The 24,407-nt window shown below is 55.6% G+C and carries 23 protein-coding genes; 12 read left to right on the top strand and 11 right to left on the bottom strand.

Annotation, left to right across the window (positions count from 1 at the left end):
- Positions 1–56: 56 nt before the first annotated feature.
- From GRH90_RS18675 to GRH90_RS18660, 4 genes are all read left to right on the top strand, one after another.
- Positions 57–905: a polysaccharide deacetylase family protein gene (locus GRH90_RS18675; RefSeq protein WP_162367475.1), complete on the top strand. Its 849-nt coding sequence runs from the start codon at positions 57–59 to the stop codon at positions 903–905.
- Positions 895–1,869 carry a polysaccharide deacetylase family protein gene (locus tag GRH90_RS18670; protein WP_162367474.1) on the top strand — a complete coding sequence of 325 codons (975 nt, stop codon included), beginning with the start codon at positions 895–897 and terminating at the stop codon, positions 1,867–1,869. Before GRH90_RS18675 ends, GRH90_RS18670 begins: the two co-directional genes overlap by 11 nt.
- Entirely contained in the window at positions 1,862–3,280 is a 1,419-nt protein-coding gene (locus GRH90_RS18665; RefSeq protein WP_162367473.1) for an MmgE/PrpD family protein, read from the top strand. Before GRH90_RS18670 ends, GRH90_RS18665 begins: the two co-directional genes overlap by 8 nt.
- Positions 3,281–3,453: 173 nt before the next feature.
- The gene (locus tag GRH90_RS18660) at positions 3,454–4,542 is read left to right on the top strand and encodes an iron-containing alcohol dehydrogenase family protein (protein WP_162367472.1); all 1,089 of its coding nucleotides are present in this window, start codon (positions 3,454–3,456) and stop codon (positions 4,540–4,542) included.
- A gap of 110 nt (positions 4,543–4,652) precedes the next feature.
- Here GRH90_RS18660 and GRH90_RS18655 read toward each other — a convergent pair whose 3' ends face one another.
- Together GRH90_RS18655 and GRH90_RS18650 are read right to left on the bottom strand one after the other, a co-directional pair.
- Positions 4,653–4,958 carry an MFS transporter gene (locus tag GRH90_RS18655; RefSeq protein ID WP_162367471.1) on the bottom strand — a complete coding sequence of 102 codons (306 nt, stop codon included), beginning with the start codon at positions 4,956–4,958 and terminating at the stop codon, positions 4,653–4,655.
- Positions 4,958–5,245: a hypothetical protein gene (locus tag GRH90_RS18650; RefSeq protein WP_162367470.1), complete on the bottom strand. Its 288-nt coding sequence runs from the start codon at positions 5,243–5,245 to the stop codon at positions 4,958–4,960. The genes GRH90_RS18655 and GRH90_RS18650 overlap by 1 nt, the downstream gene beginning before the upstream one ends.
- 12 nt (positions 5,246–5,257) lie before the next feature.
- Between GRH90_RS18650 and GRH90_RS18645 the strand changes: the two genes are divergently transcribed.
- Positions 5,258–5,758 carry a LysR family transcriptional regulator gene (locus GRH90_RS18645; RefSeq protein WP_162367469.1) on the top strand — a complete coding sequence of 167 codons (501 nt, stop codon included), beginning with the start codon at positions 5,258–5,260 and terminating at the stop codon, positions 5,756–5,758.
- 292 nt (positions 5,759–6,050) lie between these two features.
- On the opposite strand, the gene GRH90_RS18640 is transcribed toward GRH90_RS18645, so the two are convergent.
- From GRH90_RS18640 to GRH90_RS18620, 5 genes are all read right to left on the bottom strand, one after another.
- Positions 6,051–7,436: a formimidoylglutamate deiminase gene (locus GRH90_RS18640; RefSeq protein WP_162367468.1), complete on the bottom strand. Its 1,386-nt coding sequence runs from the start codon at positions 7,434–7,436 to the stop codon at positions 6,051–6,053.
- Between the two features lie 76 nt (positions 7,437–7,512).
- On the bottom strand, positions 7,513–8,259 hold the full coding sequence (locus GRH90_RS18635; RefSeq protein WP_312857202.1) for an amino acid ABC transporter ATP-binding protein: 747 nt from the start codon (positions 8,257–8,259) through the stop codon (positions 7,513–7,515).
- A 26-nt stretch (positions 8,260–8,285) separates the two neighbouring features.
- Positions 8,286–8,960 carry an amino acid ABC transporter permease gene (locus GRH90_RS18630; protein ID WP_162367466.1) on the bottom strand — a complete coding sequence of 225 codons (675 nt, stop codon included), beginning with the start codon at positions 8,958–8,960 and terminating at the stop codon, positions 8,286–8,288.
- Positions 8,961–9,065: 105 nt separating this feature from the next.
- Positions 9,066–9,818, bottom strand: coding sequence for a transporter substrate-binding domain-containing protein (locus GRH90_RS18625; protein ID WP_162367465.1), 753 nt, complete (start codon positions 9,816–9,818; stop codon positions 9,066–9,068).
- A 35-nt stretch (positions 9,819–9,853) separates the two neighbouring features.
- Entirely contained in the window at positions 9,854–10,618 is a 765-nt protein-coding gene (locus tag GRH90_RS18620) for an IclR family transcriptional regulator (RefSeq protein ID WP_162367464.1), read from the bottom strand.
- 454 nt (positions 10,619–11,072) lie between these two features.
- Here GRH90_RS18620 and GRH90_RS18615 point away from each other — a divergent pair, with 454 nt between their 5' ends.
- The 4 genes from GRH90_RS18615 (at position 11,073) to GRH90_RS18600 (ending at position 16,504) form a co-directional block, all read left to right on the top strand.
- Complete coding sequence (locus tag GRH90_RS18615; protein WP_162367463.1) at positions 11,073–12,218, top strand: winged helix-turn-helix domain-containing protein; 1,146 nt, start codon at positions 11,073–11,075, stop codon at positions 12,216–12,218.
- A 1,095-nt stretch (positions 12,219–13,313) separates the two neighbouring features.
- On the top strand, positions 13,314–14,288 hold the full coding sequence (locus tag GRH90_RS18610; protein ID WP_162367462.1) for an iron-containing redox enzyme family protein: 975 nt from the start codon (positions 13,314–13,316) through the stop codon (positions 14,286–14,288).
- Between the two features lie 24 nt (positions 14,289–14,312).
- On the top strand, positions 14,313–15,305 hold the full coding sequence (locus tag GRH90_RS18605; protein ID WP_162367461.1) for an iron-containing redox enzyme family protein: 993 nt from the start codon (positions 14,313–14,315) through the stop codon (positions 15,303–15,305).
- An 11-nt stretch (positions 15,306–15,316) separates the two neighbouring features.
- Positions 15,317–16,504: an MFS transporter gene (locus GRH90_RS18600; RefSeq protein ID WP_162367460.1), complete on the top strand. Its 1,188-nt coding sequence runs from the start codon at positions 15,317–15,319 to the stop codon at positions 16,502–16,504.
- Between the two features lie 106 nt (positions 16,505–16,610).
- Here GRH90_RS18600 and GRH90_RS18595 read toward each other — a convergent pair whose 3' ends face one another.
- Together GRH90_RS18595 and GRH90_RS18590 are read right to left on the bottom strand one after the other, a co-directional pair.
- Entirely contained in the window at positions 16,611–17,045 is a 435-nt protein-coding gene (locus GRH90_RS18595) for a DUF2000 domain-containing protein (protein ID WP_246236143.1), read from the bottom strand.
- 47 nt (positions 17,046–17,092) lie between these two features.
- Positions 17,093–17,932, bottom strand: a complete 840-nt coding sequence (locus tag GRH90_RS18590) for an AraC family transcriptional regulator (RefSeq protein ID WP_162367458.1) — start codon at positions 17,930–17,932, stop codon at positions 17,093–17,095.
- 609 nt (positions 17,933–18,541) lie between these two features.
- On the opposite strand from GRH90_RS18590, the gene GRH90_RS18585 reads away from it, so the two are divergent.
- Positions 18,542–19,594 carry a type III polyketide synthase gene (locus GRH90_RS18585; protein ID WP_218586265.1) on the top strand — a complete coding sequence of 351 codons (1,053 nt, stop codon included), beginning with the start codon at positions 18,542–18,544 and terminating at the stop codon, positions 19,592–19,594.
- 104 nt (positions 19,595–19,698) lie between these two features.
- On the opposite strand, the gene GRH90_RS18580 is transcribed toward GRH90_RS18585, so the two are convergent.
- Positions 19,699–20,151 carry a GNAT family N-acetyltransferase gene (locus GRH90_RS18580; protein ID WP_162367457.1) on the bottom strand — a complete coding sequence of 151 codons (453 nt, stop codon included), beginning with the start codon at positions 20,149–20,151 and terminating at the stop codon, positions 19,699–19,701.
- 377 nt (positions 20,152–20,528) lie between these two features.
- Here GRH90_RS18580 and GRH90_RS18575 point away from each other — a divergent pair, with 377 nt between their 5' ends.
- On the top strand, positions 20,529–22,532 hold the full coding sequence (locus tag GRH90_RS18575; RefSeq protein ID WP_218586264.1) for a CocE/NonD family hydrolase: 2,004 nt from the start codon (positions 20,529–20,531) through the stop codon (positions 22,530–22,532).
- Positions 22,529–23,299, top strand: coding sequence for a nitrilase-related carbon-nitrogen hydrolase (locus GRH90_RS18570; RefSeq protein ID WP_162367455.1), 771 nt, complete (start codon positions 22,529–22,531; stop codon positions 23,297–23,299). Before GRH90_RS18575 ends, GRH90_RS18570 begins: the two co-directional genes overlap by 4 nt.
- 86 nt (positions 23,300–23,385) lie before the next feature.
- On the opposite strand, the gene GRH90_RS18565 is transcribed toward GRH90_RS18570, so the two are convergent.
- Positions 23,386–24,354 carry a GlxA family transcriptional regulator gene (locus GRH90_RS18565; protein ID WP_162367454.1) on the bottom strand — a complete coding sequence of 323 codons (969 nt, stop codon included), beginning with the start codon at positions 24,352–24,354 and terminating at the stop codon, positions 23,386–23,388.
- Positions 24,355–24,407 lie beyond the last annotated feature (53 nt).

Below are 24,407 nucleotides of genomic sequence, written 5' to 3'. Positions count from 1 at the left end.
TTACCGCGTGGACGGCTTGCGCCCGCGCGGCCTGCCAGCGGGGAAAACGCGCGATCATGTCTTTAACTTCAACCCGATGGCCCGGGGGTAAAACGGGCTGTATGGCGCTGGCGTTCGATGTCGACGGCCCGACCGGCGACGCCATGCTCAACGGCAGCATCTGGCGCAAGGCGGATTATTTCACCTTTGGCGGCTACGGCCCGTTCCGGGCGCTGGGGCGTATCCTCGATCTGCTCAAGGCGCACCAGTTGCCGGCCACGTTTTTTGTGCCGGCCTGGGTGGTGGAGAACTGGCCGGCGCAGTGCCGGGCAATCGTGGAACAGGGCCATGAGGTGGCCTACCACGGCTATCGCCACGAATCCTTTTATGCCCTGAGTCCCGAACAGCAGCGCTGGGTGATGGATAAATCCCGCGATATTTTCCATCAGGTATTGGGCATTCGCGCCGAGGGTTTTCGCACTCCGTCGGGCGACTGGCATCAGGAAACCCCGGCGATGCTGCTGGACGCGGGCGTGACCTACTCCAGCAGCATGCGCGGCGATGACCGGCCTTACCTGATACGGGTGCTGGGGCGGGAACGGCCGCTGGTGGAAATTCCCGGGCGTTGGGAGATGGACGATTATGCGTCCCTGGCCTATACCCGCGAGCCGAACTTTCCTTCGGGTCTGGATCGCACCGCCGGTTATGCGCTGACGCTGGATAACTGGTGTCGCGAGTTCGACGGCGCGATGAACGAGGGGCTGAGCCTGACCACCCTGTTCCATCCGAAGATTTCCGGTAAACCGGGCCGCATTATGCTGCTCGACCAATTTTTTGATCATCTGCGCCGGCGCGACGACGTGTGGTTCGCCCGCTGCCGTGACGTGGCGCGCTGGTGGCTGCAGGAGCATGGCAATGAACGTTGACGCTGGATCATCCCCAGGCCGCTGGCCCTATGGCAAACGCTGCGCGGTGGTGGTGACGGTTGATTTTAATGATATCCACGGCATCCTCAGCCAGGTACCTGCGGTGGCCGGCCGGGAAAAAACGCTGTCGGTATGGCGCTACGGCACCCTGCGCGGCATCGATCGTTTACTGGCGTTGCTGGCGGCGAAAAACGTCCCCGGCAGTTGGTGCGTGCCGGGCGTGGCGGCGGAAGAGCATCCCGATCGCATAAGGCAGATCCAGCAGGGCGGCCATGAGCTTGCCGGCTGTGGTTATCGGTTTGAGTCCTTTGATGGCCTGACATTGGCGGAGCAGGTCGCAAGCGTACAGCGCGGCAATGCCGCTATCGGCTCCATTACCGGCGCCGCGCCGCAGGGGTTTCGCCTGCCGGCGGGCAATTGGGCCGCCGGCCTGCCCGACGCCCTGGTAACCGAGGGCATCCGCTGGACCTCCGGCTGGCGCGGCGACGATATGCCTTTTTTTATCCCGCTACAGACACCCGCCGAGGGTGCGGATTCGCCCCGGCTGGTGGAGCTGCCGCTGCACTATGAGCTGGAAGACGAACCCTATTTTGCCTTTAACCTCAGCCCGGCGGTGCCGCCAGCGCAATCCCGCATCGCGTCCTATAGCCAGACCCTGGGCAATATGAAGATGGACTTCGACGGATTCTATCGTTTCGGCCTGTGTTATGTGCTGCGTTTGCATCCTGAAGTGATAGGCACCGCCGGGCGCATCGGCGTGCTGGCCGAATTGCTCGATTACATTGCGGCACACCCCGACGTCTGGATCGCCCCCGCCGGCGGCGTCGCCGACTGGTGGCGACGCAGCCAGCCGGACAACGATCCCGCGCACCCGGCCGAGGTGTGGCAACGTCATTCAAGCCAGGAACATCAAGATATCCCATCCCTCCCAGGGAATAACCAAAAGGGAATGCCCCATGCCTGACGCCGTATTGCACAATCACAACGACGCGCCCGCCGGCGCCAATCCCCAGCGTACGCTGGTGGATTTTATTACCGGCACCACTTTTGAACAGTTGCCGCCGGCGCTGGTGGAACGCTGCAAACGCCATATTCTTGATACATTAGGGGCGGGACTGGCGGGCGCGGGCAGCCAGGTGGCGCAGGATATGACCCGGCTTTTGGCGACGGAAGGCGCGGCGCCGCAGGCGGCGGTGTGGGGCACCTTACAGGCGACCTCGGCCCGCAACGCGGCCTTGCTGAACGGCATTGCCGCCCATGCGCTGGAGCTGGACGATACCGGCGGCTGCGACCATTCCGGCGCGGTGGTGATGCCCGCCCTACTGGCGGTATTGCCTCTTTGCCCACAGCCGGTCAGCGGCAGGGCGTTGATCCTGGCCACGGTGATAGGTTATGACATTGCCCGCCGGGTACTGGAAGCCTGCGGCGGTTATTCCATCCATAATGGCGCCGGCTGGCATTCCACCGCCACCTGCGGCGTATTCGGCGCGGCGGCGGCGGCGGCCAGCCTGCTGGGGCTGAGCCCGGTTCAAGTCAGCTCCGCGCTGGGTATTGCCGGCAGCTTTAGCGGCGGACTGTGGGGATTTATCCACGACGGCTCGCAAAGTAAAAAACTACATGCCGGCCGCGCCGCGGAAGGCGGGGTACTGGCGGCGCTCAGCGCCCGCCAGGGTATCAGCGGGCCTGGCGCGCTGTTTGACGATCGCTGGGGTGGCTTTCTTGCCACCTTCGCCGCCGCGAGCGCCACACCCGCGGCGCTAACCCAAGAGCTGGCGCGGGTATGGAAGCTGGAACGCTGCTCGATAAAACCCTATGCGTCCTGTCGCGGCACCCATGCGGCGATAGACGCAGCCGGGCTGCTGCTCGACCGGCTGAATGTCGGCCATCGGGAGATAGAAAAAATTGAAGTCCGGCTCTGCACGTTCCTGAACGATATGTGCGGCAACGCCAATCTGCATACGTTGGCGGCCGCGCAAATGAGCCTGCCCTATGCGGTGGCGGCGCGGCTGGTGTTCGGCCATGCCGGCCTGGACGCCTATGGGGAGCGGGAGCGCCGCGATCCCCGGCTGCTGGCGATGATGGCCCGCATCGAGCTACAGGTTGACCCCGCCCTGCCCTCAGACGGCGAGCCGGAAGTTACCCTGCACACCCGCGAGGGAGAATGCCTGTCGCTGCGCGTGGAAATCGCCCTCGGCAACCCGGCCAACCCGGTCAGCGATCGGCAATTGCGGGATAAATTTTTATCCCTGGCGGCCAGGGTATTGCCGGCCACCCAGGCGCAGTCGCTATGGGCAAGAGGCATGGCCCTGGAAGATGAAGCTGATATCGGCGCCCTGGCCGCGCTGCTGATCCCAAGCCGGAAAGATTTTATCTGAGCGCGGGCTAAAAACCGCCCGGCACAGGGCGACAGCGTCTTGATCAGCCTATTTTTTGCCCGGGCCGGGCGTGGCCATGGCGCATACGGCGGCGGTTAAGGCATGATTAAGGCGCGACGCGCGGGTTAAGTTATCAACCTTTAGAGAACACTAAGTCAGTGGAGAAATCGTACATGCAAGCACAAACCATTATTTTCCCGGCACAGATCCTGCGCGGGCCAGGCACCCTGTCCCGGCTGGGAGAGGTTTGCGGCAAGATCGGGCGGCGCGCGCTGCTGGTTGGCGGTCACCAGGCGCTGGCGGCGGTGGGCGATAGAGTGAAAGCCCAGTTGTCAGGCGGTCCGGTGTCATTGGTCGGCAGCGCATGGTTTGGCGGTGAATGCAGCGAAACGCAAATCCAGCGGTTAACGCAATGGGTGGCGGAGCAGCATATCGACCTGATTATCGGCGCCGGCGGCGGCAAGGCGCTGGACACCTGTAAGGCGGTGGGCGTGGCCGCCAATGTGCCGGTGGTGGCCGTCCCGACTATTGCCGCCACCTGCGCGGCGGTGACGCCGCTGTCGATTCGTTATTTCGACGACGGCCAGTTCCGGGATCTCTATCCGTTGCCGCAGGCGCCGGCGGCGGTAATCATCGACAGCGATCTGCTGGTGCGCGCGCCGATACGCTGGCTGGCGGCCGGGCTTGGCGACACCCTGGCAAAATGGTACGAATTTCGCGCCATCAGCGCCCAGCAGACCCAACTGGTGGGTATCCAGCGTTCATCCCGGGCCAACAGCCTGATTTGCTATGATCTGATCGCCGCCTATGGACCGGCAGCCTGCCAGGCGGTACGCGGCGGCCGGGCCAACACGGAACTGGATCAGGTATTGGACGCCATCTTTATGTTCGCGGGACTCACCTCGCTGATGAGCAACGGCGCCCATGCCGCCGCCGCCCACGCCATCTATGAAGGCTTTACCGTCTGTCATAAAACCCATGATTTCGGCCATGGCCTGCTGGTGGGGTTCGGTAATTTATGCCTGCTGGCGCTGGAAAACCGCTCCGACGACGAACTGCGTGAAGCCATGCTGCTGGCGAAAGCCTGCGCGGTGCCGCTGCGGTTAAGGGATATAGCCGATTTAAGCGCTGGGGAGCTGGAGAGCATTGTGCAGGCGTCGGTACATGCGCCGGATATGGCGAATATGCCGGGCAAGGTTACCGTGGCGGACCTGTATGCGGCCATCAGGCGGGTGGAGAAGATGGCGGAGACGATCGGTTAGTGATATTCGCAGGATGGTGGGAAAGACGTTAGCCACGAGACCCTTTGACTGGTTGAGTCGATGATAGCGTAGTTACGCCGCAACTACACCTCAACTATATCGGGAACATATCATTTTGTCGGGAGCCGCCGCCAGATCATTAGTGCCAGCAGCATATGGATCAACGCCGACACCAGCATCAGCGTAACCAAAGGCGAGGCAACCAGCGTAAAGGCCAGGCCGGTCAGCGCCACTCCTATCAGCGCCCCCAGTTGCCGCAGCGTGGTATGCACCGCCGAGGCGGTAGCCGCCATGGATAACGGCGCGTTATGCAAAACGGTGGCGGTCATCGGCGGCACCACAAAGGCGGCCCCTCCGGCCCATACCGCCATGGCGATAATCACCAGTGGCGTAATGCTCTCGCGCAAAAACAACATTAGGTGCGCGAAGGGGAAAAATGCAACTTCTGCTGCAGGATCAGGCTCAGGGCGTAGATGCCGCCGAAATAGCATGCGTTAATCATCATACCGGTAAGATTGGCGATGTTGAAAGCGGGATACTGAAACAAGGACTGCGGGGTCAGCGGTGATATGGCGCGCCGTTCCGCCGCGATAAAACCCGTGGCGCTTGCCAGGGAAATACCTGCGGCGAGTTGGATTAAGTCGCTGTTCCATCCCAGCGCGGGCAGTTCTATCAATAGATAACTGAAACCGGCCAGCGTCACTATACCGAGACCTTGTCCCGCCAGACCAAAACCCCGGTCGCGGCCGCCGCCGGCCTGGGCGTCGATCAGGCCACCGTCGCCCGCCGCCTGCGCACGCTGGAACAGGAATTAGCGACCAGCCTGTTTACCCGCCATCCCGAGGGTTATAGCCTGACGGCGGCCGGCGGCGCTTTTGCCGGGCATGATCTGGTGATGTTTCCCCGTGACGTGCTGCCGCAGTATTGGCAGGAGCTGTGCGGCGAGCCCTTGACCAACGGCAATATCGTGATGGAAACCGCGTCGCAACTGCTGCTGATTGAAGCCGTCAGGCAAGGAATGGGCATCAGCATGATGGCGCGGGAGATAGTGGAAAGATGTTGTCCCGAACTGATCAATGTAATGCCGTCGCGTAGCGACTCCGCCGATATCTGGCTGGTGGTCAACCCCGAGGTCTGGACATCGGGACGCGTGCGAGTGGTGATCGAGGCGATTAACGACGCTTTTGCCGGTGCGGATACAGAATCGGGCCGATAACGGTTTTGAGATATTTAGGACATCCGTTCGTTAATAACAGTCCGTGGCGGGATCGTGCGACGCAGGGCTGCCGAATGGCGTAACCATCCATCGAAATTTCGCGGATAAATGCAACAATTTGTCGCGCCGGGGATTCGGCGCTGGTGCAGGGCGCCGGCGGCGTCGCGCCGTTCGCGCTGCAAATTGCCAAAGCGCTATCTTTAGGTGATGATGCCACTGCGCAACAGGCGGCATCCGCTTGTTTTGACCGACGGATGCCGCCTGCGAGCAGCCTGCACACCGGGACGCAGGCTTATCCAGCGTTAAATAATTCCTTGCGCATCTCGATAAACCCCGCCAGCGCCTGGTCATGTAACAGATGGTGGGTATCTTTCACCCGCAACTGTCCCCTGGTCCATACGCGCCGGATGGCGGAGGTGCGGGAACTGCCGAAGACATGCCCTGAAAGGACTTTTTCGCTGGGCAGCGACGCAATGGCATGATGTGTGTCGTCAAGTTCGACAACATCGGCGCTTTGCCCGACGGCAATACCGTCCACCTGCCGGCCGCTGGCCTGGGCGCCGCCGCTGACGGCGCCCAGGTAAAGCGCGGTCGCCACTTCCGGGAAACCATCGCCGGCGCCGATATTACGCTGGCGCAAATGGAAGCGCTGGCTGTATTCCAGCATCAGCAACTCCTCCGCCGCGCTGACGACGGAATTGCTGTCGGAGCCAATGCCCCATCGCCCCTGATGCTTGTGCCATAACGGATAATCAAAAGTACCGTCGCCCAAATTACCTTCGGTGGTGGGACACAACCCCACCACGGCGCCCGTTGCAGCCGCCTGCTGGTATTCACGCTCATTCATATGCGTGGCATGGATCAGGCACCAGTGCGCGTCAACCTGCGCGTGATCCAGCAGCCATTCCACGGGACGTTGCCCCGACCATGCCACACAGTCCTCCACTTCCTTCAACTGCTCGGCAATATGGATATGGACCGGGGCGGTGGCATCCATCCGCCGTACGGCCTCAACCAGATCGGCGAGGTTTTGCGGATCCACCGCCCGCAGAGAATGCGGCGCGATACCCAGCCTGGCATGTTGCTTACGGCAAAGCGGTAACAGCGTCTCCCACAGGGCCAATATCTGCGGCGTCGAATGAATAAAGCGTTTTTGCAGCGCCACGGGCGGTTGACCGCCAAAGCCGCCATTTTGATAGCAGACCGGCAATAGGGTAAGGCCGATGCCGGTATTGCGGGCGGCGTTCAGCAGGCTGCGGCACATTAGGGCGGGGTCCGCATAGGGCGCGCCGTCGGGCTGATGGTGCACATAGTGGAACTCACACACCGAGGTGTAACCTGCCTCCAGCATCTCCGCATAAAGCCAGGTTGCTACCCTTTCCATTTGTTCAGGCGTGATACGCGCGGCAAACGCATACATCAGATTGCGCCAGCTCCAGAAGCTGTCCTGTTGCGCATGACGATATTCCGTCAGTCCCGCAAAGGCGCGCTGGAACGCATGGGAGTGCAGGTTGGGCATCCCCGGGATGATACAGGCGACAACCTCACCGTCGGCAGGCCTGGCTGCATCAGGCGTCACCCGCTGGATGACGCCGTTCTCATCCCATTCTATCAGTACATTTTGCCGCCAGCCGGTGGCTAATAATGCCTGTTGTGCGAAAAGTTGTTTAGAAATCATATTAGTTCCGGATAGTGGCGGCGCAATTTCGTTGGCCGCAAGAATGTGCACATTAAGATATCCGGCGCCGGCCCCGTTATGAGCGGGACAGTACGCTTTGCAGGAACGTCTTGGTCCGCTCTTCGCGCGGCGCGCCGAAAATAGTTGCGGGCGGCCCCGCCTCGATGATCACCCCGCCGTCCATGACCACCACCACATCGGCCACTTCCTGGGCAAATGCCATTTCGTGCGTAACCACAATCATGGTCATGCCGTCCTGGGCCAAAATTTTCATCACCCGCAGCACCTCGCCGACCAGTTCGGGATCCAGCGCGGACGTCGGCTCGTCGAACAACATCACCAGCGGTTCCATCGCCAGCGCGCGGGCAATGGCGACACGTTGCTTTTGCCCACCGGATAGACTGTTGGGCATTGCCTCCGCCTTGGCGGCCAAACCGACTTTGCCCAACAACTTAACCGCCTGCGCCCGGGCTTCGGTTTTTTTAAGGTTACGCAGCATCTGGGGGGCGACACAAATATTGTCCAGCACACTGAGGTGAGGAAACAAATTAAACGACTGGAATACCATACCGACGTTTTTGCGCAGTTCGTTAAGCTCCACGTCAGGCAACATTTTCCCCTGGTTAACCAAGGCGCTGCCGCAAATCTCAATATCCCCTTCCTCGGCTTGTTCCAGCCCGTTGCAGCAGCGCAGGAAAGTGCTTTTACCCGACCCGCTCGGCCCGATAATCACCACCACCTGGCCTGGGAAGACATCGAAGTCGATACCGTTAAGCACCCGGTTGGTGCCAAAACGCTTGCCGAGATTACGGATCCTGATGATGGGATTGCCGTTAGCGCGTAAGTCTTTCATTGCAGCGCCCCTTTCGATTTGAGCCGTTTTTCACCATAACGCAATGCCAAAACAGAGATTCCCGTCAGGCAGAAGTACACCGCGGCGATAACCAGATAGGTTTCCAGATCCCGGTAGGAATTACTGATAATCGTCGATCCCGCCTGCATCACGTCCTGGATGGTGATAAGCGACACCAGCGCTGAATTCTTGATCAACGCGATAAATTCATTACCCAGCGGCGGTATCATCCGGATAACGGCCTGCGGCAGGATAATTTTATACATCGCCTGGCCGCCGGACATGCCCAGCGAGCGCGCGGCTTCATTCTGCCCTTTTTCAATGGATTGAATAGAGCCGCGTACCACTTCCGCCACATAGGAACTCGAATACAATCCCAGGCCGATAACGCCACAGAAAAATGACGGCAGCACCAGGCCAAGGCGAGGAAGCCCGTAATACCAGATAAACAGCTGTACCAGGAGCGGCGTGCCCCGAATCAACGCCACGTAGGCGCTGCACAGGACGTAGATAACTCGCCGTTCGGGATTAAGACGGCCAATACCTAATAGCAATCCAAGCGTACAACTCAAGAGCAATGCGCAAAGCGTGATTTCAACGGTCACTATCGTGCCTTGAAGCAACAATCCGGCTCCAGCAAAGACAGGTGAAAAGTTCAGGTCTAGATTCATAGGTATTTCCGTGTATTGTGCCGCAGGTACAGGTATTTAAATCAACGCTTAAAAGCCGATGACATAATGCGCATGCCTTATCGAGCCGTTCTTATTCGGTCGTTCCTATTTCGTCGTAGTGGGGAACCATTTTTGTACCAGGGCCGCATAAGTACCGTTGGCCTTGAGCTGATCAAGCGCCCCATTGATATCCGCCGTCAGCTTTGGCTGGTTCTTCTGTACGGCAATACCATATTCTTCGGTGGTCAGCTGATCGGCCAATATCCGAACGCCGCCTTTGGTGCGCGCATATTGGAACGCCGCCGGTTTGCCGGTGACAGCGGCATCAACCCGTCCGATGTCCACCAGGCTGAACATCTGCTGGTTTTTCTCGACCTCCACCAGTTGGGCCGACGGAATATTGTCGCGCAGCCACTGTACCGATTTAGTCCCCACCTGAACGCTGATTTTCTTGCCTTTCAGATCATCCAGGGTGTTGATCGTGGTATTGCCCTCTTTAACCATCGCCACCAGGCCACCGCTCAGGTAAGAGTGCGTAAAGTCGATCACTTCCGCGCGCGCGGGGGTGATATAGATGGCTGAGACCGCAATATCGGCGCGTTGGGCGGTCACGCTGGGCACCAGGCCTTTAAAATCCACGTTGGTCCAAGCGATAGGCCGGTTAAGCACATGCCCGATCGCCTCGACCAGTTCGATATCAAACCCGGCAAACTTACCGTTCTCCATATACTCCATCGGTGGGAATGTGGCATCGGTTACCGCTTTAATAGGTTGAGCATCCTGCGCAAAAGAGGTTGCGGACAGGCATAATATGCCGGCGGCGAACAGACTGGTTAAAACGGGACGAATGATGGACATGGTTCTTTCCTTTTGAATCAATAGAAGAGTGAAAATCAACCTATTTGCAGGTGATTATTTATACGTTCCGCGGCCTCGGTGGTGAGGCTTATCAACTGCGGCTGCCGATCGGCGACCCGTTGCAAAGGCGCCATTAGCGATAACACGCCCAGTAAAAACCTGCCGGAGGCAAACAAGGGCACGCTAATCCCCCAAACACCGTCGTCCACCTCACCGTGGCTGCAGGCATAACCTTGGGTGCGAATGTCCTCCAGCTGTGCTTGCCTGTCGTTTTTCTCGGCCGCATCGGGAAATTCCGCCTGGAGAATATGTTTCCTGTCCAGCTCAGGCAGATGGGCCAACAGACACTTAGCGGTGGCGCCATCCCTTAACGGCAGGCTGCGCCCCTTCTCAAAAGAGCAGCGCAGCGACTGGGGCGCCTCGATCATGTCGACGCAGACCGCCTGGGCATTCACGGCAACCGTGATAGCCACCGTTTCACGTGAAAGATCGGAGAGCCATTGCATTTCCGGGCGGGCGTATTGCGTCAGCATAGACACAGCGTTAAATCCCAGGGAGAGCTGCAGGCTGACCGGGCCGGGCGCATATAAATTGCCTGATTCAAATACAAAGCCCCAACGCTTTAACATCACCAACTGGCGGTAAAGCGTACTCTTGGCCAGGCCGGTGGCCTTCATTAACTCCGCCGCGTTAACCGGACGGCCAAATTGCGCCAGCACTTTTAAAATCATTAAGACACGCTCATGGGAGGAGATGTTTTCCACACCATCGACCTGACTTTGCGCTGGGATATCGGGCATAGGTGACTTCGTATTAAGCAAAAGAGATAACCTGGGATAAGCAGGATCCATGCCATAATATGAGAATAGAGTCTCACCACGTGGGAATACGGCTTTCCCTACATTATTAATAGATGATTTTTATCGTTTTTAAAGGTACGCTGAGTCAAGCAAAAAAGCGCTCGAACCAGGGCAGGCATAGACAGCGAAGCGATGAAATGGGGTAATGCGGCGTATGCAGAGGCTGGAGCGCACAAAACATAAAATATTTTGCACCATAATGGTGCTTTCGCACCAAAATAGGGAATAATGCGAGCGAAAGCAGGCAAGGATAAAACCGACCAGTACTGTACAGGATACGGCCCGGCGAAACATAACAGCCCGCAGCTTACCGCATGACTTTTTTTAATCCCTCAATTAAGCTCAGGTGAATATTTCAGGCGTTTTTTTTCCATCATTGTGAAAAGATAACTCTATGACCAAATCTTCTATCCCGGTGACCGCCCGACAAGCCCGCGCAATCTGGCTGCGGGCGCAGCGGCTTGATGTTGCCGCGCCTTTCGGTGAAGGACCGGACGCCGTGCGCCTGGCCACCGGGCATCTCGGGTATGTGCAGATTGATACGATCAACGTTATCGAACGCAGCCATCATCATATCCTTTATTCACGCATTCCCGCCTACCGGCGCGCCGACCTGGAGCTGGCTCAGTCGGGCGCCAAATCGGTGTTTGAATACTGGACCCATGCCCTGGCCTATGTGCCGACGGCGGATTACCGCATGTTCCTGCCGGCCATGAACCAGTTTCGCGCCAAGCCCCACGCATCGTATGCCGACCTGGATGCGCAGCATTACGCCGCGCTGCTCAAACGCATCCGCGACGACGGCGCGCTGTCGATCCGGGATATCAACGACGATGTGCTGGTGGAGAAAACCCACCCCTGGGGCAGTCGCAAACCGTCAAGGCGCGCGCTGCGCTATGGCTTTTTCAGCGGCGACCTGACGGTCAGCAAACGTACCGGCATGTTAAAAAGCTACGATTTATCCGCTCGTCATTTCGGCTGGCCCCGCCGTCCCCGCCCGGCCACCGAACAGCAGTACGCCCACTATCTTGTTGAGCGGGCCCTGCGCTCCCAGGGTATGGTCAGCCTGGATTCAATTTGCTTTGGCAATGTGGGAGCGAAGGGGGCGGTCCGTACGCTTATCGACGCGGCGGAGAAAAAAAAACAGCTGGTGCCGGTTCATATCGACAACCATGCCAAAATCCAGCATTGGACCGTCCCCGCAGCGCTGGAACAAGTCATTGAGCTGCCACCAGCGCCACGCACCGCGATCCTGTCGCCCTTTGATCCCCTGGTGATTCAACGCAAACGGCTGCAGCTGTTCTTTGGGTATGAACACCGCTTTGAAGCCTACGTACCCGCCGACAAAAGGGTATTGGGTTATTTCGCGCTGCCGGTGCTGGTGGGCGACGACATCGTGGCCGCGCTTGATCTGAAGATGGACCGCCCGGCGGGCAGGCTGCTGGTGCAAAAATGGACCTGGTTCACGGTCCCGCGACCGGAGCTACAGGTTGCCGTTGACGAGGCGTTGGGCAGGTTTGAACGATTTCAGAAGGGGTAATCTGCTGGTATAGTTATTTATAAGCTAATACTTTTTAGTGCGTCTTATAAATAAACCGTGAACAGCTTTACGAAAATAGATCATAAAATCGGGTCTCCGCCCCCGCCCCGCCAGCTCACCTTATCGTGACTTGACTAAGAATTCCTTATCCCTAAAATGTGCTTATTAAGACTTTAACCCCCAGGACATTACCGCCATGACCGATAATAGTTCTCCTTTTGAATGTTATACCCCGAAAATCCGTTACTGCAGTGATGAAACAGGTTTATCAATGCACCCGTTATTTCAAGAAATTCTTGAGAATATTTTTATTAAGATGCGCTTTAATATGACTTGGGAAATATTCAGACAAAAAAATTGTGGTTAACCCTAAAATCAATCCGGCAATTTGCCATTCAGAATCAACCCCGCCTATAAATGCATAAGCAACCCCATTCCCAAGCATGGCTAAAAGTATATTGATTTCAGCCTGTTGAAATATACGATGCCGGCCGATCTTATCAAATAAGCAATTTGCATGACCGTAATTTTAAAAAATTAAACCCATAATCAGCAAAACAATATCGCATTCATATGATATATATTATTTGCATATTTTATTCATTTGCTTTTATTTATCTGAGAAAAACCGCCCCAACATTAACAGTCAGTCTATCAGGAAATTTTATATGATTTTGATATTGCAATCTGTCCACGTATGATTTAAGTTAAAGTCACTGGCCAGGCAGATTGGTTATTTTATGAAAGCGTGGCTCGCGAATAAATACTAATTTAGTACGGGAGACATAACTTTCATTGAATATTGATCATCAATTTTAATCTAATTATTTTGAATTTGGCTAATTATAGAATAAACAATGGGGTTTATTCATTTACTGCGAAATTCAAATTATAAACCGAGCTAAACACACCCGCGTGCTGGACAGTTTACAGTACGCATTTTCAACCCAAAAGAGGAGTAACCATGAACATAAAATCCCATAAAATTATCATTGTGGCAAAAAAAACACATCCTGTCCTGATGCCTTTGCACCTATGATAGCCCAAACCAATAAGGCATCTCCTTGAGGTGCCTTTCTTCATGGAGTAATGGTCATGAGCGAATTAAATTATTGTCCGCATTTAAATTGCACGTTATCTTTATCAAACAATCATCTGCTGGCGATCACTGACGAAGACGAATTCAGCATCAACGTATTACCTGTAACCCCCAATGAAGCATATAATTTCCTGTTATTATTAGACGGTAAAACATCAATACCAGATATCATTAAGAAAAATAAAACGCAAATATCCTGTGAAGACGCAGCCTTGCTTATAGATTGTTTGTCGGAATCGGGGTTATTGACTAGAAATTTACCGACGGAGTTCCTCTCAGGAAAAGAAGCGATACTTGAAATAGAAGATGTGCAAAACCGCCTGATGGATAAATCATTATATAACAATATATTCTGGAAAAAATGTAATACCCCTAGTGAAATACCTGAAAATGTGTTTGTCGGCGTGGCGATAGAAAATTATCACCTACTTGCGCGCGGCAGTTCATTTGATGCCCATGCCCTTTATTTTCACGGTTGCCGCAAGACCAGACAGGCGATGAATACTGTTTTTTGCAACGAAAATGGACATGCGGAGATCATTCTTTCCGCTTTAACATTACTCGGTATGGACGAACAGGATATTATCAACTCAGTCCCCCTGCCGGAAACGCTGGGATTAGCCAATTCCCTTGCCTATTGGTCGGCCAACGACCCGCTGTTCTTTTTTAGCACGATGGAGGTGATCGAAGGCAAGGACGCCGAAGTGGATAGCTATGTCATTGCGATGGAGCAGTCGGGGAGAATGGACGGGCAGTTTGTTGAGAAAATCAAGTCTCATTCCATTATCAATATGGAGCATAACCATACCAGTTTTGGCCGGCAGCTGTTCGCCAATATCCCGGTGATTTCGCGAGACGCATTAATTAAAATGAAAAGACAAACACACCTTTTTGTCGAACTTTATGATGCCTATTACCGTGCAATATGGAATTATTATTCTCACTCCCATACTCTTTTGCGACTAATCTGATCTCACCAACGGGGTAATACTATCATGAATAATTTTTTCTGTTTTCCACGATTAAGAAAAGGGGTTGCTATTACGACTAATGATACCGGTATTGCCTTGCATTATCATGAACAGGGCTGCGATATTACCGTGGAGCCGGAAACAAAAAACAAACTATTCCTATTCCTGAAAACGTTAGCGAAAGGTAAATACAGTACCAAGAACTTAATACAGAAATTTTCAGAAAACGAAGGTTTCTGTTGTGTAGAAATCATTCAACGCCTGGATAAGCTGGGCCTGATAGATGACGGCATGCAAATCAAGCAAACCGGCGCGCTTAGCGGTGAGGATTTTTATTTTAGTCGTTTGCTCCCCGTAGTGCGAAAATGGCAATATAATGCCGGAGACTCACCATTTTATAGTCGAATGGTCTCAGGGAAAATAACAAATAATGAAATTATTGGTTTTGCTATGGAATACTATCATCTCGTGAAAATGTCACCGGCGCTTATTGCCCCCGCGTTAAGCCATAACCTGAATGAAAATATACGTGCCCTGCTGCTGGGCCTGTTTATCGAGGAGTATGACCATGATAAAATGTTGCTGGCATGCCTGAGCGAGGTTGGCATCGATGAATCGGTATTGTTGGCACGGCAGCCATTACCCGCTACATTTATGGCTAATGCCAGCCTGGGCGTTTATGCCCGCCAGCATTTCTTGAGCTTCTTCAGCGCCCTCTTGCTGTTTGAAACACCAAGTCAGATGTTTAACAATACCTTTATTGATGCATGCATCAATAAAGGTCTGCCGGAAGAATTTTATAACCCAATAATAACACATTCGGATATTAACGAAGAGAGCGACCATGATTTGATAACCCTGAATCTGTTGAGAGAAATTCCCGTTATTGCTGTTGAGGAGCAGAATGTTATTCTGGTGCATATTTGCAATCTTATTGAAATGCTCTTTGAGGAAGACCGGCAGATAGTAGAATTTTATAGCCAAAAAAACGACCTGAGACGAGTGTACAATTACTGATGTTAAATTTTTTGAATAAACCCAATTTTGCCGATCAAAAAGCAGCGTCTGTCAGGAAGGCCGGGTATCGTTTGCTTAATTTTTTGTGCGTGCATTTTCTTGAACGCCTGTTATTTCTTGGCGTAGCTATCGTATTACCGTTAAAACTCGCTGGCGCCGGTGAGATGAGTATGGCGCAAACAGGTTTATATTACTCGTATATCTTGTTCATGTATCGCTGCACCCCTTTACTGTTCAGCTATCTTAGCCTTTTTATCCGGCGGGAGTTTATTTTTACCGCCGGAGTAATAGTTGAGGCTACCTCCTTGCTGCTTATGGCATACAGCCAGGATCCCCAAGCAGTTTATGGTTTTGCGTTACTTGCGGGGATCGGCGGCGGCGCTACCACCACCATGCTGATCAGCCTGCTCGAATCAGCCGATCGGGACGCCAAAAGCCTGGTGGGTAACAACATCAATCATGATATTTTTAACACACATTTAATGCTTATTAACGCGTCGGCATTTATCTGCCCATTTTTTGCTTTCTTTTCAATCGGGATTTATCAAGGGGTAGTCACGTTTATCATTCTGGTACTGCTGGCTCTGGTAGTTAATTTTTTCCGTCTGGGCAAGGTCAGCAGTCCCGAATATAACATTGCAATGTTTGAAAAACGACCAGAATTTGATAAGAAATTTTTCCTGATTTGGACGGCGGCGCTTTCAGTATGGGCGGCCTGTTCCATTGTTTATACGATCCTGCCCTCGCTGGATTCTCATTTCCTTGGACAGGAGGGGGTGAATATCTGGTTATCTTTTGATGCGATTGTCGTCGTATTACTCTTTTTCTTGCTCAGACACACTGATATCTTCCGGCAAAATAGTATCTGTAATGCCAGCATCGGGCTGATTGCAATTTTAGCGGCATTGCTTTTTATCGTGCTGAGCATGCACAATTTTTATATTTTACTGTTTTCACTAGCCGTGCTGGCGTTCGGCGGTTATATCGCATTCGGCCAGTTATACGGCCTGGCCATGCAGACCCGGTTCATCCAGCGAAAAACATTTTACCTCGGGTTATTATCTTTATCTGGCGCGCTTGGTGAAGGCGGCACGCAGGCGATATTTTGGCTGACCGAAAATGCCGGTCTCAGCTTAGTGATCACTTTCGGTATTGTGTTGATCGGACTGTTTGCGCTGCATCATCTGGACCATAACTGATGATACCATCGGCCCAAGGCCAGCGGCGGCTGGCCCGTGCTTAAGCACGGCGACTGTTTTTAGCTATCATGGCGCCCCATAGGGAACGGATCCGGCCGCTATCGGGTCAGCCAAACAGCTTGCAGTTGGCGGTGAGCTTTCGTACCGTTTTTTTATTGCCGATAATCGCGATACCCAGCAGCCGGAGCTCTTCGGGCCTTTGTAGCAGTAACGCGGCGCGGAAATCATGATAGTCCGTGGTTTCCTGCCCTTCGATGGGAAATATCACCCGGTCCAGGCCCTGTTGTCGACACATCGTGGATAGATTTTTCAGCGTTTCCTCATGAGCACTCAGCACCGGGATGCCGATCGGGATAAGCCCCGGATATTCGCCGTTATCCGCATCGATCAACGGCGCGCCCACCAGTTCAGGATGACGCTGGCCCACGGTGAGGGCGATGACCGCGGAGGCATTGGCCGCTTTGCCTGACGGCAAATCTTGGTTGAGAACGATAACGCATCGTTCAGGCTGGACGGAAATTGTTTCAATAATTGTACTCATGCTCATTCTCCTGCGTTGTGGAAAACAAAGCATAGAACATTGGCATTTTAGCGGTCTGGAACGTTTGTGCAGATCTGCCGGTAGGCGGCGGGCGTCATCTGATAAGCGCGCCTGAACCAGCGGCCCAGGTGGCTTTGATCGGCAAACCCCGTCAGGGCGGCCACATCCGCCGGGCTGACGCCCAACGACAGCAGCCTGCGCGATCTGGCCAGGCGCAGTTGTACCAAATAGGCATGGGGCGGCAGGCCAAAGGTTGCCGCAAACTCGCGGCTTAAGCGAAAACGATCCATCCCCGCCACGGCGGCCAGTTCTGTCAGGCCAATATCTTCGCTCATCATATCGTGAAGATAGTCCCGCACACGATGGACCGCCGGGGTTTTATGCCCTTCCGGGCCGGGCTTTTTACGCCAGGGGAACCGCCGGGTAAGGGACAATATCAATTGCTGTATCCGATAGTCCCTGACGATTTTCAGCTCCTGGAAATGCAGCGCGTCAAATGCCGCCAGGGTAACCGTGGCCAGTTGGCGATCGTCGATAAGCGTCGCCGGAAAAGACATTTCAAACCGATCCGGCGCCTGGTCAAAAATAGCCGGCAACGCCTGATGAAACAGCCCAGGCGGGATGTAAAGCATACGATAGGTGAATCCAGCCCGATCGATGGCATCGCCGTCATGGACATCTCCCGGTTCCAGCGCAAACACCTTGCCGGGCGTGCTGCGGTATTTTATCTTCCCTGAGTGGAATTGTTGGATCCCCGCCTCCGTTACCCCTATCAGATAACTGTCATGCCAATGGGCATCGTAGGCATGGCCCTCGAAATGTGCCCTGATGGTTTCGACCTGCGTATCATTATCCCTGGAGATATCGACCCAATAATGGTTGATCATGGCTCAGTTGCCTGTTCAGGTAGCGGTTAAAGTCATTCTATATTATCAGGCCCGACGCCGGACGCGAGGAAAAGAGCGCGCGGCCCGAGGATGTGTCGGAAGCTATAAATAATCATTTGTTTAACATTAATAAACTTATTATTTATATATCAATATAAAATTCCTATAAATAATCCACCTGGCAACGCACTGCCTTGCCGGAACGATATATACTTTAAACTACCTTTTCAGCTGTTGGTGGTATATTCCACTGGAATAAATGCATTATTATTGTAAATATGGTTGCTTATTGCCTAATTCCGAACACAACACGGCGTCATAAATTTAAGCTATATATTAGAAAAAAATATTCTTTGACAACATTTATTTCTGTCGGGTTAAAGTGATATTTATCTACATTGCCAGATCCGCATAATTCTTTACAAGCATAAAATCGAAAATTTTAACTATCGAATATAGGGTATTTTTTTAAAATAACATTTTTTCCATAAACAATAGATTTTTTGGATTGACAAATTGGTTCCTGACTACCAATATTAAGGCGCTAAGTTTGTATTAATTGAAGACGTGAATGAGTTAATTGACTTATTATAAAGATGTTATGGAGCTATGCTAAAAATGCCTACACTACACAAACCAGCAATTTATCTGCCGGAATATATTATTACCCTGGAGGATACGATTGAATTAGCTAAACGGGAATTCAAGGATAATCCCAACCTGGATAAAGCAATCGACCTTATTACCAATACAGGTGTTAAAAAAAGACATATTATTCAACCAATTGAACTTGCATCTCTTCACCCTGGCTTTGGCTATAGAAATGCAATTTTTGAGTATCAATCAAAACGACTTGTTCCGGGAGTGATTGAGGAAGCGCTAGGCCATGCCGATATTACCGCCAAGAATATTTCAGCGATAATTTACGTTTCCTGCTCCGGCTTTTTGATGCCGTCCTTAACCGCATGGCTTATCAATAAAATGGGATTTCCCCTCGATACCGTGCAAATTCCTATATCGCAAATGGGTTGTGCCGCGGGCGGCGCGGCGATAAACCGGGCGCTGGATTTTATCGTCGCGCATCCCGACAGCAACGTACTGATTGTCAGCTGTGAATTTTGCTCGCTAAGCTATCAGCCTACCGACGGTGATATCGGCAGTCTCCTTTCGGACGGCCTGTTTGGCGATGCGATAACCGCAGCGGTAGTCACCGCCCATTCCGGCAACGGGCTGGAGTTACAGCGCAACAGCAGTTATTTAATTCCGGAAACCGATGAATGGATCCGCTATGCCGTAAAAGACACCGGTTTTCACTTCCGGCTGGATAAACGCGTGCCCGGCACGATGAAACCCCTGGCGCCGGTGATGACGGAATTTGCCCACGCGCATGGCTGGGAAATCGATAAGCTTGATTACTACATTATCCACGCGGGCGGGCCGAGAATATTGGACGATTTATGTAAATACCTCGGCGTGCAGCGGGAGCAATTTTCATTTAGCCGCGACACGCTGGTCAATTGCGGCAATATCGCCAGCTCGGTGGTATTCGAAGCTTATCGGCGGATGCATGAATCCAGCCTGTTTAAAACAGGCGGCAAAGCTATCATTGCCGGTTTTGGTCCGGGTATTGTCGCGGAAATGTGTTTATCCCAATGGAGATAATAGCGGCGCAGTTATGTCCAGGTATTGAAACCGCCGCTATACGGCGGTGGCGTTAACACGTTTCAAGGCTTATGGCTTTACCGGCGGCCGCGGGGCCGTCTATTCTAGCAGCGATTGGCGTTATCCATGCCAATATGGGGGATGCCGTCTTCGTCATACACTTCGGTCACCGCGCTGAAACCTAAACGACCATAGAACGCCTGCAGATGAGCCTGGGCGGACAGGTGGATGGTCCGGCCCGGCCAATGCGCCGCGCATGCCGCCAGCGCCCGCTCCATTAACTGACGGCCCAGGTTGGCGCCGCGAGCGTTGGTCGACACAATTACGCGGCCGATGGCCAATTGATCCCCACCCGCCAGGATCCGGGCATAAGCGATTAATTCACCGTCCAGATAGCCTGCCACATGGCGGTTGTCGCCAACCAGATCACGGCCGTCAACATCCTGATAAAGGCAGTTTTGCTCGATGATAAACACCGCATTGCGCAGGGCCAGGATGTCATACAGGCGTTGAGTCGTCAGCTCGCGGTGGTGCCAGTCATACCAGTTCGGGTTCATCGGGATTCCTGCCAATGGACAGGCTTGAATTGCCGCCGGCGCGGTAAGTTTTAGGCCTGGTAATGTTAACGGATTGCCCGCAGGGCCGGATAGAAATCATTGGCAATGCCGGTTCACGGATGTCGCCGGCCATATTACGTTAATTCCCCCTGGGACAATAGCCCCGCCCGATTGCGTTGCGAACGGCGGTATACCCCTCCCCCACCAGCGTATTTTATCAGCATCTTAATCTTTCCCGCCAGGCTGGGCGGAAGATTTAAGCCTTGGGCATCGCCGTCGGCATGTCGTATTTTCAGCAAAACATGACGTATTCATCATGGTCTGCGATTGGCGCTGTGCAAAGATAAGGCTATCGAAACGAGTGCGGGGAAATGCCCATGCGGATAATTGAAACGGTGTGGATCACCCTGTCGGACGGCTGTCGGCTGGCGGCGCGGATGTGGTTGCCGGATGCCCCCGGGCCGGTGCCGGCGATACTGGAATATCTGCCCTACCGGCGGCGCGATCGCCATCGCGGGGACGATGCCATCTTGCATCCAGCCCTGGCCGAAGCCGGTTACGCCGCGGTCAGGGTCGACATGCGCGGCGCGGGGGATTCCGACGGCCTGATGAACGACGAATATACGCCGCAGGAATGGTCCGACGCCTGCGAAGTGATTGCCTGGATCGCCGCGCAGCCCTGGTGCGCGGGCGCGGTGGGGATGATAGGCATCTCCTGGAGCGGCTTTAACGCGTTGCAAATCGCCGCCCTGCGGCCGCCGGCGCTCAAAGCCATCGTTACCGCCTGCTCCACCGACGACCGCTATGCCGATGATATGCATTATATGGGCGGCGTGCTGCTTAACGATAACCTGCAGTATGGCGCCACGCTGTTTACCTGGACGCCGACCCCGCCCGACCCCGATATCGTCGGCGACGGCTGGCGGGATATCTGGCTGGAGCGGCTGCAGGCCATGGACCAGCCGCCCCCGGCGCGCTGGATGCGCCATGCGGTACGCGACGACTATTGGCGCAGCGGCTCGGTCTGCGAGGATTACGCCGCCGTCCAGGTGCCGGTGCTGGCGGTCGGCGGCTGGGCGGACGGCTACACCAACACCGTGCTGCGCCTGCTGGAAAACCTGCCGGGACCACGCAAGGGCCTGATTGGCCCCTGGGGCCACGCGTTCCCGCATATCGCCACGCCGGGACCGCAAATCGATTTTATCGGCTACGTCACGCGCTGGTTCGATCACTGGCTTAAGGGTGAGCGGACCGGCATTATGGATGAGCCAATGCTGACCTGCTGGATGCAGGAAGCGGAGCCCGCGCGCGCCCGTTATCCGGCGCGGCGCGGCCGCTGGGTTGCCGAACGCCGGTGGCCGGCTGAGTCGCCCGGCGCGCGGATCCTTCACCTGGCTGCCGGGGGTTTGCAGCCGGCCGCGTCGCCGCCGTTCGCCATCACCGTCTGTTCGCCGGCCACCACCGGCATCGCGTCGGGAGAGTGGTGTCCTTACGGCTGGGGTCCGGATATGCCCGGTGACCAGCGCGAGGACGACGCCGGTTCCGCCTGTTTCGACGGGCCGGTAGCCGATACATCGCTACAGATCCTGGGCCGCCCGATCATCAATATTGAGCTGGCCGCCGATCGGCCACAGGCCATGATCGCGGTACGCCTGAACGCGGTTGGCCCGGACGGCGCCTCTATCCGAATCACCTACGGCCTGCTTAACCTGACCCAGCGTAACGGCCACGATCGCTGCGAGCCGCTGGTGCCTGGCGGGCATTATACCGTCCGGCTGCCGCTTAAGGCCGTCGCGTTTGAGCTGCCCGCCGGCTTTCGCCTGCGCGTGGCCGTTTCCACCGCCTACTGGCCTTTGGCCGCCCCCCTGCCGACGCGCGCCGTCGTCACGCTGTACGCCGGCAGCGTTGAACTGCCGCTGCGCAACGACATAATCGACCCGTGCGCCGCGCCGGATCTCGGCGCTCCCCGGTCGCCAGCGCCCGTCCCTGCCCGGGTGCTGGTGCCGCCGCAGCGGGGACGCCTGCGCCTGGTCCGGGATATGGATGACGGCGATACCACCCTGGAGGTGGCGCGCAACCTCGGGGCGCTGATGCTGGAGGAAACCGGCCTGCGCCTGGACGCACTGGGACGGGAAACGTATAGGGTGAACGCTCTCGACCCGCTATCGGCCAGTTCCGAGGCGGTGCGCAGCGCCGGTTTTCAGCGCGGCGACTGGCAGGCCAGGCTGGAGGTGACCACCCGGCTAAGCGCGGACCACGACGGCTGGCGGCTTGAGTCCAGCCTTGATGCCTTTGATCATGACCGCGCCATCTTCTCGCGCCGCTGGGAAGATTATTTCCCGTTTTTCCCCGGCGCCCGGCCTGGCGGAGAGGTATCATGAAGATTGGCATCGCCCAGATAACCGGCGCGCCCGCCGGGCGGGGCGGGATCGCGGACTGGGTGCGCGCGGCGATGGACGCCCTGCCGGACGCCGATATGATCATGCTGCCGGAATTGGCCTTGTGCGGATATGACGATCCCGACCGTATCCAGCGTATGGCGTTGGCCCAAGGCGACGCGACCCTGCAGGCACTCGCGGAACTGGCGCGGGAAAAGCAGCAGGCGTTGGTATTCGGCTATGCCGAGCGGGGCGCCGAGGGGCTGTATAATGCGCTGCGCCTTATCGATCGCCATGGCCGGGTGTTGGCTAATTATCGCAAGACCCATCTATGGTCCGGTTACGAGACGGCATTGTTCCGCCCCGGCAACAGGCTGGTCAACGTGGTGCTGGAAGGGTTAAATTTCGGTTTGCTTATCTGCTACGACCTGGATTTTCCCGAAGCGGCGCGCGCGCTGGCGGCAAACGGTATGGATTGCCTGCTGTGCATCAGCGCCACCAGCGCCGGTTATGACGTAGTACCCCGCCATACGGTGCCCGCCCGGGCCTATGAAAACGGCTGTTATGTCGTTTTTGCCAATCGCGGCGATACCGGCGGCGCGTTCCCCTGCGTTGGTCAAAGCCGCTTGGCCGGACCGGACGGCGCCATTGTAGCGACGGCGCCCTCGGGCGGGGCGGCATTTATAACGGCGGACATCAGCCTGGAAACGCTCAGCGCCTGGCGGCTAAATCATCCTTACATCGCGGACCGCCGGGCCGATTTGTATTAACCCCGGCCACGCAAACGCCTCCATCGCCATCGGGGGCGGGGTTTCTCGGCTGACGTAATATCCGGCGCGGAAAACAGGCAGCGCGTTCAGCGGTTTTTGGCGCGCCGGGCGCGCCGCATATCCGACGGCAGCACGCCGAACGCGCGCCGGAATCCACCGGCGAAATGCGATGTGGAGCTGAAGCCGGCCGATACCGCAATATCAATAATCGATAAATCCGAATAAATCAGCATCTCCCGCGCCCGCTCCAGGCGCAGCTCCAGATAATAACGCTGGGGCGTCTTGGCAAAATAGTGGGCGAACAGCCGCTCAAGCTGACGACTGCCGATGCCGACCCGCGCCGAGATTTCCGGCAACGGCAGGAGATCTTCAATATGCGTCTGCATAATGGCGATAGCCGACCCCAGCGTCGCCGGGATCGGCGCCTGCGAGGGTCGGCCGCCGAGCTGATCGTCGGCGGCGCTGCGGATCCGTTCGTGATGGAACTGATTGGCGACGGCGGTGGCGCGATCGTCGCCATAGCGCTCGGCAATCAGGGTCAGCATCATATCCATCGCCGCCGTCCCGCCGGAGCAGGTCAGCCGGTTGCGGTCGATCTCGAAGATCTTGCGGGTACACTCAATGTCCGGATAACTTTCCTCGAACGCGGTGCGGCTTTCCCAATGGATAGTACAGCGATATCCCTTGAGCAAGCCGCATTTGGCCAACAGGAACGTGCCGGTGGAAAGAGAGCCGACAAACATACCGGCCCGGGCCGCCTGCCGCACGGCCTTGAGATAACCACGCTCGAACTTGGGCGCTACCACGCGTTCGCCGCCGCAGATAAACAGATAATGGGAAACCGGCAGCACGTCGTTAACCGGCACGGTGGGGAAGGGAATGCCATTGGCCGCCTCGACCGGCTCCCCGGCCAGGCTGGCCAGGTGCCAGGCGAAGGCTTTTTGCTCGTATAGCCGGTTATAGGATCGCAGCGGCTCAATGGCCGACGCCAGGCTCATCATGGAAAAATCATGGCCCAGCAGGAAGGTAAACACGATGGGTTCATTTGGCTGCATATTACAGGGTCCGGTTGCGCAACGTTAAGCCCGTCATGTTCACCATACTAACG

It is taken from the genome of Acerihabitans arboris, assembly GCF_010131535.1.
Classification (GTDB): Bacteria; Pseudomonadota; Gammaproteobacteria; order Enterobacterales; family Enterobacteriaceae; genus Acerihabitans; species Acerihabitans arboris.
Note: the sequence above shows the minus strand (reverse complement) of the source record. Positions and strands in the feature narration are given on the sequence as shown.

Coding starts and splice junctions, on each gene's coding strand:
- GRH90_RS18665 (WP_162367473.1), top strand. CDS start 1,862: ATGCCTGACGCCGTATTGCACAATCACAACGACGCGCCCGCCGGCGCC.
- GRH90_RS18605 (WP_162367461.1), top strand. CDS start 14,313: ATGAATAATTTTTTCTGTTTTCCACGATTAAGAAAAGGGGTTGCTATT.
- GRH90_RS18660 (WP_162367472.1), top strand. CDS start 3,454: ATGCAAGCACAAACCATTATTTTCCCGGCACAGATCCTGCGCGGGCCA.
- GRH90_RS18670 (WP_162367474.1), top strand. CDS start 895: ATGAACGTTGACGCTGGATCATCCCCAGGCCGCTGGCCCTATGGCAAA.
- GRH90_RS18580 (WP_162367457.1), bottom strand. CDS start 20,151: ATGAACCCGAACTGGTATGACTGGCACCACCGCGAGCTGACGACTCAA.
- GRH90_RS18625 (WP_162367465.1), bottom strand. CDS start 9,818: ATGTCCATCATTCGTCCCGTTTTAACCAGTCTGTTCGCCGCCGGCATA.
- GRH90_RS18590 (WP_162367458.1), bottom strand. CDS start 17,932: ATGATCAACCATTATTGGGTCGATATCTCCAGGGATAATGATACGCAG.
- GRH90_RS18675 (WP_162367475.1), top strand. CDS start 57: ATGTCTTTAACTTCAACCCGATGGCCCGGGGGTAAAACGGGCTGTATG.
- GRH90_RS18610 (WP_162367462.1), top strand. CDS start 13,314: ATGAGCGAATTAAATTATTGTCCGCATTTAAATTGCACGTTATCTTTA.
- GRH90_RS18615 (WP_162367463.1), top strand. CDS start 11,073: ATGACCAAATCTTCTATCCCGGTGACCGCCCGACAAGCCCGCGCAATC.
- GRH90_RS18655 (WP_162367471.1), bottom strand. CDS start 4,958: ATGTTGTTTTTGCGCGAGAGCATTACGCCACTGGTGATTATCGCCATG.
- GRH90_RS18640 (WP_162367468.1), bottom strand. CDS start 7,436: ATGATTTCTAAACAACTTTTCGCACAACAGGCATTATTAGCCACCGGC.
- GRH90_RS18565 (WP_162367454.1), bottom strand. CDS start 24,354: ATGCAGCCAAATGAACCCATCGTGTTTACCTTCCTGCTGGGCCATGAT.
- GRH90_RS18595 (WP_246236143.1), bottom strand. CDS start 17,045: ATGAGTACAATTATTGAAACAATTTCCGTCCAGCCTGAACGATGCGTT.
- GRH90_RS18620 (WP_162367464.1), bottom strand. CDS start 10,618: ATGCCCGATATCCCAGCGCAAAGTCAGGTCGATGGTGTGGAAAACATC.
- GRH90_RS18570 (WP_162367455.1), top strand. CDS start 22,529: ATGAAGATTGGCATCGCCCAGATAACCGGCGCGCCCGCCGGGCGGGGC.
- GRH90_RS18630 (WP_162367466.1), bottom strand. CDS start 8,960: ATGAATCTAGACCTGAACTTTTCACCTGTCTTTGCTGGAGCCGGATTG.
- GRH90_RS18585 (WP_218586265.1), top strand. CDS start 18,542: ATGCTAAAAATGCCTACACTACACAAACCAGCAATTTATCTGCCGGAA.
- GRH90_RS18575 (WP_218586264.1), top strand. CDS start 20,529: ATGCGGATAATTGAAACGGTGTGGATCACCCTGTCGGACGGCTGTCGG.